Origin of the sequence: Mariprofundus ferrooxydans PV-1 (assembly GCF_000153765.1) — a bacterium.
Taxonomy (GTDB): Bacteria; Pseudomonadota; Zetaproteobacteria; order Mariprofundales; family Mariprofundaceae; genus Mariprofundus; species Mariprofundus ferrooxydans.
Genome location: NZ_DS022295.1, coordinates 699,542 through 710,720 on the forward strand (window position 1 = coordinate 699,542; position 11,179 = coordinate 710,720).

The 11,179-nt window shown below is 55.5% G+C and carries 8 protein-coding genes; 4 read left to right on the top strand and 4 right to left on the bottom strand.

Features of this window, described 5'->3' with window-relative positions:
• Nucleotides 1-139: 139 nt before the first annotated feature.
• From SPV1_RS10255 to SPV1_RS10270, 4 genes are all read right to left on the bottom strand, one after another.
• Complete coding sequence (locus SPV1_RS10255) at nt 140-448, bottom strand: DUF3240 family protein (protein ID WP_009851120.1); 309 nt, start codon at nt 446-448, stop codon at nt 140-142.
• Nucleotides 445-3,555: an efflux RND transporter permease subunit gene (locus SPV1_RS10260; RefSeq protein ID WP_009851121.1), complete on the bottom strand. Its 3,111-nt coding sequence runs from the start codon at nt 3,553-3,555 to the stop codon at nt 445-447. Before SPV1_RS10260 ends, SPV1_RS10255 begins: the two co-directional genes overlap by 4 nt.
• Entirely contained in the window at nt 3,552-4,862 is a 1,311-nt protein-coding gene (locus SPV1_RS10265) for a TolC family protein (protein WP_231288377.1), read from the bottom strand. Before SPV1_RS10265 ends, SPV1_RS10260 begins: the two co-directional genes overlap by 4 nt.
• A gap of 221 nt (nt 4,863-5,083) precedes the next feature.
• The gene (locus tag SPV1_RS10270; RefSeq protein ID WP_009851123.1) at nt 5,084-6,031 is read right to left on the bottom strand and encodes an RluA family pseudouridine synthase; all 948 of its coding nucleotides are present in this window, start codon (nt 6,029-6,031) and stop codon (nt 5,084-5,086) included.
• A 468-nt stretch (nt 6,032-6,499) separates the two neighbouring features.
• Here SPV1_RS10270 and SPV1_RS10275 point away from each other — a divergent pair, with 468 nt between their 5' ends.
• Genes SPV1_RS10275 through SPV1_RS10290 form a run of 4 tightly spaced genes read left to right on the top strand, consistent with a single transcriptional unit; the run spans nt 6,500 to nt 11,176 of the window.
• Nucleotides 6,500-8,701 (top strand): Rne/Rng family ribonuclease, encoded by a 2,202-nt coding sequence (locus SPV1_RS10275; protein ID WP_231288378.1) that lies wholly within the window; start codon nt 6,500-6,502, stop codon nt 8,699-8,701.
• Nucleotides 8,698-9,675 carry an RluA family pseudouridine synthase gene (locus SPV1_RS10280; RefSeq protein WP_009851125.1) on the top strand — a complete coding sequence of 326 codons (978 nt, stop codon included), beginning with the start codon at nt 8,698-8,700 and terminating at the stop codon, nt 9,673-9,675. Before SPV1_RS10275 ends, SPV1_RS10280 begins: the two co-directional genes overlap by 4 nt.
• Nucleotides 9,668-10,429, top strand: coding sequence for a peptidoglycan editing factor PgeF (gene pgeF / locus SPV1_RS10285; protein ID WP_009851126.1), 762 nt, complete (start codon nt 9,668-9,670; stop codon nt 10,427-10,429). Before SPV1_RS10280 ends, pgeF begins: the two co-directional genes overlap by 8 nt.
• A gap of 9 nt (nt 10,430-10,438) precedes the next feature.
• On the top strand, nt 10,439-11,176 hold the full coding sequence (locus SPV1_RS10290) for an outer membrane protein assembly factor BamD (protein ID WP_081441988.1): 738 nt from the start codon (nt 10,439-10,441) through the stop codon (nt 11,174-11,176).
• The last annotated feature ends 3 nt before the right edge of the window (nt 11,177-11,179 follow it).

The window sequence follows — 11,179 nt, forward strand, 5'->3', positions numbered from 1 at the left end:
GCCTGCTTTGTAATGCATCAGGTCTAATGTGTGTCTGCATCGCTTCGTGCTACATCCGAATGTGAACTATCCCATGATGCTTTCGAACCAACGCAAATAGGGCAATAACCGAAGCGGCTACTGCCCCCCCAGCCAAGGGCTACAGTCTTCCCGATGAATCCACCCGACAAACCCAGTACACACCCTGATTTCGCTCATTAATCATCGCTTCGCGCAGGTGAGCAAGCACCGGCTCCACATCGTCATCCGCAAGTAATACTTCCACCTTGATGCGCGGAGTATAGCCGACGACACGATCCCGACTCGAAAGAAACGGGTCGGTATCAACGTGGCTACCATGTCCCTGTACCGGGGTAAACGTGAAGCCACTGACCTGTTCGATATCACGCAGGGTGTCGGACAATTGATGTTGCATATTGGCATGAGTCACGAGGTTCAGCATCTTCATACGCTTGTTTCTCCCTTGGCCCGAAGGCGTTGTTCCGCACGGCCTTCAATCCAGCCGTAGAGCATCGGCAGCAGTAGCAGTGTCAGCAGGGTCGATGTTACCAGCCCGCCGATCACAACCACAGCAAGCGGCTTCTGTAACTCGGAACCTGCACCGGTTGATGTCAGCAGCGGCAGCAAACCGAGGCTGGCAATCATGGCCGTCATCAAGACAGGGCGCAGCCGGCGTTCCGCGCCTTTACGCACGCTTTCTAACACGCTGTTACCCGCTTCGCGCAGTTGATTAAAATAGCTGACCATCACCACGCCATTAAGAACAGCCACGCCGAACAGTGTGATGAATCCGACCGATGCCGGAACCGACATATACAAGCCGGAGATATAGAGACTGATGATACCGCCGATCATGGCAAACGGGATGTTAAGCAGGATTACCGCCGCCTGTCGCACTGATCGGAAGGTTGAGAAGAGCATCAGGAAGATCAGTACGATGGAGAGCGGGATTACCATTGCCAGACGGGCCGCAGCGTGCTGCTGGTTCTCAAACTGCCCGCCGAAGGTGACATAATAACCCTGCGGAAGTTTGATATCCCTGGCCATCGCTGCTTTGACCTCTTCGACAAAGCCGACAATATCACGTCCCTTGACGTTGGCCTGAATCACGACCTGGCGACGAGCTGATTCGCGGGTGATCTCCACCGGGCCCTGGGTCTTGTGGATGTCAGCCAGTAGCCGCAGCGGTACCTTGGTCCGGCTCGGCGTCTGGATCAGCAGGTTACCGAGCGCTTCGGGAGAGTTGCGCACATCTTCCGGCAAACGCAGTAACACGCCGGTGCGACGATTGTTCTCGATCACGGTCGTCACCACACGCCCGGCCACACCCTCTTCAATCACACGGTTAATATCCTGAACATTGATGCCGTAACGGGCAATCTCACTACTTTTGATATCGATCTGCAGGTAGTTCTGCCCGGTCAGCCGTCCGCGGAAGATGCCTTCGGCCCCCTTAATTGTGCCAAGCAGCTTCACAATCTCGTCGGAGAGCGAGTCGAGCTTGTGCAGATCATCGCCATAGAGCTTGATCGCCATGGCAGCACGCACACCGGTCAGCATCTCGGAAACACGCATATCGATCGGCTGCGTAAAGGCATAATCGATACCCTTGAACTCAGAGAGCTTCTCAGCCAGTGCTTTTTTAAACTCGGGAAGCGTACGCGTCCATTCGGAGCGCGGGCGGGTCTGAAGGAAGTTATCCGTCTGATACAAACCCATAGGGTCCATTCTCAACTCATCCGCACCGGTGCGGGAGACCACACCGGTCACCTCCGGCAGGGACATCATGGCCTTCTGAATTTTCTTATCCATCTCCAATGAGTCGCTCAGCGATATATCCGAAGCCTTCTCAAGTGTGACCACGGTTGTACCCTCATCCATCGTCGGCATAAACTCCTTGCCGATCTGCGGAAACAGCCAGCCGGCCGCCCCCAGTGCCGACAGCGCCAGAAACAGGGCAATCCAACGATGATTCAGTACACCCTCCATCATCGGCAGATAGAGGCGTTTGAGCAGCCTGATCAGCAAGCCGTCTTCTTCATGCCCTTCCCCCTCTTTGCCGCCATGGGAACGCATAATGATGCTGGCCAGTACGGGAATCACCGTCATCGACAACAATAGAGAGCCGATCAGTGCAAAGGCAATGGTGATGGCCAGTGGCTTGAACATCTTGCCTTCAAGGCCGGTAAGGCTGAAAAGCGGTAGAAATACGACAACAATAATCAATATACCGGCAAGCACCGGTGTCGCCACCTCAAGCGTGGCCCGATACGTGATATGAAGACGATCTGCCCTGGGACCTGCCTGCGACAAACGGGTATGAATATTTTCCACAACGACCACTGCCGCATCAACCAGAATACCGATGGCAATCGCCAGGCCGCCAAGTGTCATCAGATTCGCGCTGATGCCGAAGAGTCGCATCATGACAAAGGTAAAGAGCACCGATAGCGGCAGAATCAGTGCGACCGTCAGGGCGCTGCGCAGGTTGCCCAACATGATAAGCAACACCACCAACACCAGCACCACGGCTTCACCGAGGGCTTTCTGCACTGTCCATACAGCTTCGTTAACCAGCGTACTCCGGTCATAAAACGGCACAATCGTCACACCCGGTGGAAGCGTGTGCTGCAGCGATGCCAGTGCGCTTTTGATCCCTTCCACAGCCGTTCGGCTGTTGGCACCGCGGCGCAGCAGGGCCAGTCCGGTTACAACCTCGCCTTCACCATCAGCACTCACCGCACCGTAGCGTGTCAGCGAACCAATCTTCACACTTGCCACATCGCGGATATGGACGGGCCGGCCATTGCGCAGTGCCAGCGTAATATTCCCGATATCCTCTGCATTATTGAGTTTGCCGATACTGCGTATCAGAAAGTTGCTGGCATCCATCGTTACCCGGTCACCGCCGGAGTTGCGGTTGTTGTTCATCAGAGCCGTTTTCAGGTCATCCAGAACCAGACCATATTCCGTCAACCTGGCCGGATCCGGCGTCACACGGAAGGAGCGCACCTCGCCGCCCAGTGAATTGATATCGGCAATGCCGGGCACTGCGCGCAAATACGGCCGGATCACCCAGTCCTGCAGACTTCTCAGCTCCCGGTTGCTGTAGTCTTTACCGACAATACGGTACATATAGATACTGCCAAGCGGGGTTGTAATCGGTGCAAGCCCGCCCTCCACACCGGCCGGCAGAGAACTCCACAGCTGGCTCAGACGTTCTGATACCTGCTGGCGAGCCCAGTAAATGTCCGTACCTTCGCTGAAGTCGAGAATGATACTTGAGAGCGCATACTTCGTCGTAGAACGCATCACCGTCTGCTTAGGCAGGCCTTGCATTTCCGTCTCTATGGGGAAGGTAATGCGCGACTCCACCTCTTCCGGCGCCATGCCCGGTGCCTTGACAATGATACGTACCTGCGGCGAAGAGACATCCGGGAAGGCATCGATAGGCAGCGTCTGGAATGACCAGAGGCCTGCGCCTGCCAGAGCGAGCGCGGCAAGCAGGAGCATCACCCGCTGACTGAGAGAGAAACGAACAAGTGGTTCAATCATGGGTGCACTGCTCCTGTACCATTGGCGGCGAGCAGTGAGCGACCCAACACCTGTTTGATGTCGATCGCTTTCTGGTGACTGCGGAATATGATGTCCAGATAACGGTTTCTGGCATTAAAATAGGTATTGTAGGCATCGATCAGCGCCAGACTGCTTGCAGCGCCGATGTCATAGTTTCTTTCCGTAGCCCGCAGCAGATTTTTAGCCGGCTGCAGCACCGCCTGTTTGAAGTGCCCTGCCTGAGCCAGCAGGTGCTGCAGTTGGATGTGACTCTGGCGCAGACGAGCGATCAGCTCGCGCTTTGCCACATCGAATCGTGATTCGGCACGCATCACCTCAGCCTGAGCCTTTTCGATGTTACCGTGGTTTTGGTCCCACAGCGGTAAGCTTACTGTCAGCATCACACCGTTATAGGAAAACTCCTGATTATTAAGATTCACGTTCTTTTCGCGGATCAACGTCAGTTCAGGGTCGTCAAAGCGGCGTGCATGCTGCAGGTCGACACCGGCCTCTGCCTGCAGAACACGGTGATGCAGGCGACGCAGCAGCACGGCGTCCGAATCAAGCTGCTGCTCAAGCGTCGACAGTGCGGCGGGAGCCACAGCCGGACGCATGGTCGGAAGCGTGACGGGAGCATCAGCAGGCAAGGCGAGATAGTTGCGAAACATCTCCAGAGATTCCTGATAGTTATTGCGTGCTGCAGCCGTATCCTGGTCAGCAGCAGCATGCAACAGCTGCAGTCGGGAGCGATCAAGCGGGTCAACATAACGGACGATGCCGGATGGATCTGACTTGTGGCGTGAACGAACGCGTTTGTGCGTGAACTTCAAGCGTTGCTCCGCCAGCTCCAACTTTTCATGGTCGAGCTGAAGCGACAGAAACAGTCGCGCCACCCTGTTCTCAATGTCGAGACGGGTCTGGGTAACATCGGCTCTGGCAGCAAGCACGCCCTCCTCTGCAACCTTCTGTTGAGGCTTGAGGCGCCAGAGCGGGATCGGCTGCGATACGGTAAGCTGATCCACCGTATAGCCGCTACGCATCTGCTGCTGTCGGATATTGTTTTCAACACGCAAGCTGATACGCGGATTCGGCCATTCACCGGCCCGCTTCAGCTCACCTTCGCCGGCCCTGATTCCGGCCTGAGCACTCTTAAGCTCGGGGGCAATGGCAATGCCGCGCTCAATACTGCGCTGCAACGTCCACGGTTCAGGTGAGAGAGGTGCTGCAACAGCCGAATATGACGAAATAAAGCCGGTTGCCATGCCAGTCAGGCATAAAAACCGGGCCACCCTTCGTATGCTTGTCATTAAAAATGCTCCGTTGTGTGCAAGAATTAGTACCTGTGTCAGTCCGGATCACAGGCGGTGTCTGTAATATCTCTTAACCGATCTGGGGTATTATGCCGCAACGATAACGGCCCAACCTGAAACAGGCCTGAACAGTGCCGGGGGGCTTCTTCTGCAATCGAAACAACCAGATAGGGAAACTGCATGGTGTGACGTATGATAGCGCATGAATGCCCCGGTGACTAACCCAGCAGAGCGCTCCAGTTATCCGGCCAGGGGGCTTTGCATTCGAGAGACTTTCCGCTAACAGGATGTGTAAAACGTAAACGCCAGGCGTGCAGCATCAATCCTTTGCCGCCAAGCGATTTATAAGCCGCAAGCTGGGCCTTTTCGCCATATTTACCGTCACCGAGAATCGGATGTCCTTCATGCTGCAACTGCACCCGCAACTGGTGCGTGCGACCGCTGTGCGGGTTCAATGCCACCATGGCATAGGGAAAGCCATGTCGCTCGTACTCGATCATCACCTGATAATCGGTAACCGACGCCTTGCCCTCTTCGCTATCCACCACCATGCGTTCGCCACCGCGCACGACACCTTTTGCCAGGTTTGAACTCATGCGGCCGGCATGGGCGTAAGGGTGACCTGCAATCAGGGCGAAATAGGTTTTCTGCATATCCCGTTCACGAAACGATTCGGTCAGCCGCCTTAATGCATCCAGGTGTTTGGCCATGAGCAGAACGCCGGATGTATCCCGATCCAACCGGTGTGCCAGACGCAAGTCATCCAGCCCGCGGCTCTGCTTCAATGCCTCGATCAGACCGGCTTCGTGTCCGCTGCCGCCGTGCACGACCATGCCGGCAGGCTTATTCACCACCAACAGTGAATCATCCTCATAGAGCACAGGGATTGAAGCCATTTTACCAAGCAGAGATGCCGACACCGGCGCCCGCTCCATTGTGTCCGGCTCACGTAAGCTGACCGGCAGAAACACCTGATCACCGGCTGCAACATGCGTTTCCGGCTTGCAGCGCTTCTTGTTTAAACGCACATTACCCTTGCGAATCAACCTCAGGATCAACGCACGATGGCCTGCTCCCAGGTGGCGACTCAACACCCGATCCAGGCGACTACCATCCTCATCCGCACCTATGGTCAAAACCCCGTTTTCTGCAACACTGCTTGCCAAACCGCTCTCCTTATCTGTAGGTTTATCCGCTTGCGCAGCAAGCTCCGTTTTTGTTGCACGATATCGTGATGCGCGTGCGCATCGTCAGGCTTAACAACTAGAGCAGTGGAATCTAGAGACTTTTGCCGGGAAGCCCAGCCTTCGAATATTCACCTCGGGCTTGGTTACTGCCCTCCCCGGCCCGTTACCTGATGATGCCCCCTATCGATGATGTGCTGCAAACGTAGAGCCTGCGCTAATTAAACTGCGTTTGAATGACTTGTGGTTGGAGCCTGTTATTAATAAACAGAGCCCGACATAACAAATAGCTATGTGCGTCTGCTACGCGCCAACCGGATGTGACACCGGTGTGCATCTGCAGCTACGTCCTTGATAGTGCGGCCTGTAAACACAACGGGCTCGTGTGCACTATCCGGCAAGCACCATAGTGCCTGTAACAAGCCCCTCAAGCGCCAAAAGGAATCAGGCGTGACAACAATAAAACGCATGCTGATCAATGCATCCCACGATGAAGAGTCGCGTGTTGCCATTGCAGAAGATGGCTACTTACACGAACTCGATATTGAGTCAGCACAGAAAACACTTACCAAAAGCAACATCTATAAGGGCAAGGTCACCAAGGTTGAAGCAAGCCTTCAGGCAGCCTTTGTCGAATACGGTGCTGCGCGCCAGGGCTTTTTATCCCTGAGCGAAATCCATCCGGACTACTGGAAGGACGGCGTCGACAAATCGACCAATCCCCGCAACATATCCATTCAGGATGTACTGGCACCCAAGCAGGAGCTGCTGGTGCAGGTGGTCAAGGAAGAGCGCGGCAACAAGGGCGCAGCTCTGACCACCCAGATTTCGCTGGCCGGTCGCTATCTGGTACTCAGCCCGAATACCACCCGCGGCGGCATCTCCCGCAAGCTCTCGGATGAAGAACGCCGCTCGATGAAGGAGATCCTCTCCCAGCTGGATGTGCCGGAGAACATGGGACTGATCATCCGTACTGCCGGCAAGGATCAGACACTCGAAGCCCTGCAACGGGATTATCAGTACCTGCGTCGTCTGTGGGATGAAATCCGCATCAAGAGTGAAACAACGCCCCCGCCTGCCCTGATTTATCTGGAAGGTGATCTGGCCACACGCGCTATCCGCGATCACTTCTCTGATGATGTCGATGAAATCTGGGTCGATAATCATGAGATATACACCCACACCAAGGCCTTCGTGCATGCTGTACTGCCCGGCAAAGAGAAGCTGGTCAAACTCTACCGGGGCAAAATACCGCTATTCCGCAAATACGGCATTGAGTCCCAGTGTGAAGAGATGCATGAACGTGAAATCCGTCTGCGCACCGGCGGCTCGATTGTGCTGGACCCGACCGAAGCCCTGACCTCCATCGACGTCAACTCAGCCCGTGCCACCAAGGGCAAGCATATTGATGATACGGCTCTGGCCATCAATCTGGAGGCAGCCGAAGAGATTGCACGCCAGTTGCGCATCCGCGATATCGGCGGCCTGATTGTTATCGACTTTATTGATATGGCCAGCCGCAAGCACGGTCAGCAGGTTGAAGATATGCTGCGCAAGGCCTGCAAAGGCGATAAAGCCCGTATCCAGTTTGCCCGTATATCCCGTTTCGGCCTGCTCGAGATGTCACGTCAGCGTCTTCACCCCTCCGTGCGCGAATCCACAACAGAGCCTTGTCCCCGCTGCCAGGGACGCGGTTTTATCCGCACTGTCGATTCGATGGCGCTTCAGATGCTGACACGCATGGAAGACTGGGCCGAGGCCGGCAAAAAGCCGACACTGGTTGTGCAGGTACCATCCGACACCGGCGAATATCTGATGAACAACAAGCGCGACAACATTGCCCGCATCGAAGAGACCTACGAGATCCAGATTACGCTACAGATCCGCCCTGACCTTGATATTCCCCACTATCGCATTGAGCGCCAGTGGACAGAGAATAATCAGCAACGCGTTGAGGTACTGGAAGATACGAACAAGCGTGTTAAACCACCGCGCCCAAACCGCAAACTCAAACCCATGAAACCGGTCGTTGGCATTCCTACACCACCGCCGGAGCTGGCTGAAAAGGCTGAGGAAAAGAAGAAAGGACCACTGACCACCCTGATTGCCATGCTGACCGGTCAGAGCCGCAAGGAAAAACTGCAGAAAGAAGCTGAAGAGAAAGCACAGGCTGAACGCGAAGCACAGCGGCAGAGTGAGCGCTCCAGAAACTCACGTGCACGCGGCGAGAAGAAAAGCCGTCGCAAACCTGCCGCAGCCAAAACATCTGCCCCGGAAAACGTGGCTGAAGAGAAACAGAAAACAGACAGCAACAACCCCAATAGCGAGAAGAACACTCCGAAAAAGCCGCGTCGCCCGCGCAAACCCCGCGCGCCGAAGCCGGAAGGTGAAGCAACTGTAAATTCAGCAACCGAGCAACAGTCGGCCGAGGGCACTACGGATGCGCCAAAGCCAAAACGCAGGCGCAGACGCAGACCAAGACGTCCTGCCGGCAATGGTGAGGCGAATAACAATTCCGGACAGGAAAATTCAGCATCAACAGGTAATGGCGGCACATCCGAACCGGCCGCAGACAAACCTGCTGCCAGCCGGGCTCCCGAGTCCGCTACTACTGTGCAGGCCGCCCCCCCATCTACACCGCAAGGGGAGTGAACGACTTGCAGGATGATGATGACTCGCTGAGCATCACAGTCAGCACTGAAGCCTCAGGCAAGCGTCTGGATGCCGTACTGGCTGCTGCATGCGAACTCAGTCGCAGCCGCATACAGACGCTGCTACGCGAGGGACATGTACGCACTGCCGGCGGCAGCGTTATCAGTCAGGCTTCAGCCAGGGTATGGGAGGGTGAGCGCTATCTGCTGACCCTGCCACCGGTAAAACCACTGATTCTCGAGCCTGAAGATCTGCCGCTGGATATCCTGTTTGAAGACGAGCATCTGATTGTTCTGAACAAGCCGGCCGGCATCGTCGTTCACCCGTCACATGGCCACGATCACGGCACACTGGTGCATGCGCTGCTGCACCACTGTAAAACACTGCCCGGCATCAACGGCGTTGAGAGACCCGGCATCGTCCACCGCCTCGACAAGGACACATCCGGCTCTCTTGTCATAGCCAAATCCGAGGTCGTACACCAGCGCCTCTCCGAGATGTTTGCCGAGCACAACCTGAACCGGCAGTACATTGCCTGGTGTCGGGGCGTACCCTCATGGCGCGTCAAATGCATTGAACTGCCTATTGGCCGTCATCCTCACCAGCGCCAGAAAATGGCTGTCACCGATAGCGGCAGGGAATCAATTACCGATGCCGCTGTTGAGCATATCTTTGGGCCATTCAGCCAGATGCGGCTGACGCTACATACCGGTCGCACCCATCAGATCCGCGTCCATATGGCACATGAAAATCTGCCTGTACTGGGCGATCCGGTATATGCACGCAGTTATCATCCGGGCAGGGAAATTCCCGAGCCGGCAAGACACGCCATTGCCACACTGTCCCGACAGGCGCTGCATGCCGAACTATTGGAGTTTGATCACCCGATCAGCGGCGAGCCGATGAGCTTTCGCGCCCCGCTGCCCGAAGACCTCACCATATTGCACGATGCCCTGACCAAGAGTTATGGCTGACTGCGACATTCTTGTATCGCAGTTACTCGCAGCGCATGGCATTGATGGTTACTTCACCACCCGTCGCGGCGGCGTAAGTCCTCCACCCTATGACTCCCTGAATTTCGGAGCAGATGCGGATGACACTCCGGAACACATCGCCATCAATATCGAACGACTGCTCACCTGCACAGGCCTGAGCAACCCGCCCCACCAAAGCAGGCAAATCCACCAGTGCGGGCACCTGTGGTGTTCCGGTCGCGGCGGCATGCATGATACTAATGCTGACATCCTGCTCAGCCGGAGTCGCGAAGCAGCCGTTGCAGTACGTACCGCTGATTGTCTGCCCGTGCTGCTGGCCGACCCCATCTCCGGGATCATCGCCGCCGTTCATGCCGGCTGGCGAGGCACCGCCGCGGGTGTTGTCACAGCCGCCATAGATGAGATGATCAGCAACGGCGCCAACAGCGAGCATATTATCGCATCCCTCGGCCCCTGTATCGGGCCGTGCTGCTTTGAGATCGGTGAAGAGGCAGCCATAGCATTGGGTAACAGCACAGCCGGTGCCGACCATCTCATTCAGACCGATCCCCTGCATGCTGATCTTGCCGGTATCAATCAGCTGCAACTGATAAACCGCGGCATCGACGCAACCCATATTGAGAGACACAATCTGTGTACTCTCTGCAATCCGGAGCGTTTTTTCTCCTATCGGCGAGACGGACGCCGCTCCGGCCGACAACTGGCCGTTGTCGCCATTCCATCGGCAACGTAAGCTTCGCCCATGACTTCAAAATTACTCACTATTCTATCCATCTGCCTGATCGCCACCGTAATGACCGGTTGCGCCGGCAAGGACAAGCCATTTGAAAACGATGCGCAGCGTGCATACGAGAAATCCAAACATCAGGTCACCATTGGTAACTATGCCGAAGCGACAATGGCCCTTGAGCACTTCAGCAGCAAATATCCCTACAGCAAATTTGCCATTCAGGCAGAGTTGCTGCGTATTTTCGCCGCCTACAAGGATGATGAGTTTGTTCTCTCCGAAGTACTGAGCCAGCGATTTATTGACCTGCACCCGGGACATGCGAACGCAGATTATGCCATGTACATGCTGGCAATGAGCCAGTACAAACAACGTGCATCGGCAGAAAAGGATCCAACCCAGAACAAGGCAGCCATCAAGTCGTTCAAAAAACTGATCCGGGAACATCCGGACAGCAGCTATGCCAAACAGGGAAAAATGTACCTGCAATCACTGTATAACTCTCTGGCCAAACATGAACTGACCATCGGTAAGTTCTATTTTGACCGCGACCGTTACGTGGCTGCAGCCAATCGTTTTCAGCAGGTCATCCAGCATTACCAGACCACCCCCTCCATCGAGGAGGCACTGTATTACCTGGCCTCCTCCTATGCTAAAATGGATATGAAAACGGATGCCAGCCAGACCGCGCAATTGCTGCAGCATAATTATCCACATAGTTCGTGGAGCTCAAAAGCCGAACGATTCCTCTAACAG

Excerpts from the sequence above, each read along its gene's own strand:
- SPV1_RS10255 (WP_009851120.1), bottom strand. The coding sequence starts at position 448 with ATGAAGATGCTGAACCTCGTGACTCATGCCAATATGCAACATCAATTG.
- SPV1_RS10265 (WP_231288377.1), bottom strand. The coding sequence starts at position 4,862 with ATGACAAGCATACGAAGGGTGGCCCGGTTTTTATGCCTGACTGGCATG.
- SPV1_RS10290 (WP_081441988.1), top strand. The coding sequence starts at position 10,439 with ATGACTTCAAAATTACTCACTATTCTATCCATCTGCCTGATCGCCACC.
- pgeF (WP_009851126.1), top strand. The coding sequence starts at position 9,668 with ATGGCTGACTGCGACATTCTTGTATCGCAGTTACTCGCAGCGCATGGC.
- SPV1_RS10260 (WP_009851121.1), bottom strand. The coding sequence starts at position 3,555 with ATGATTGAACCACTTGTTCGTTTCTCTCTCAGTCAGCGGGTGATGCTC.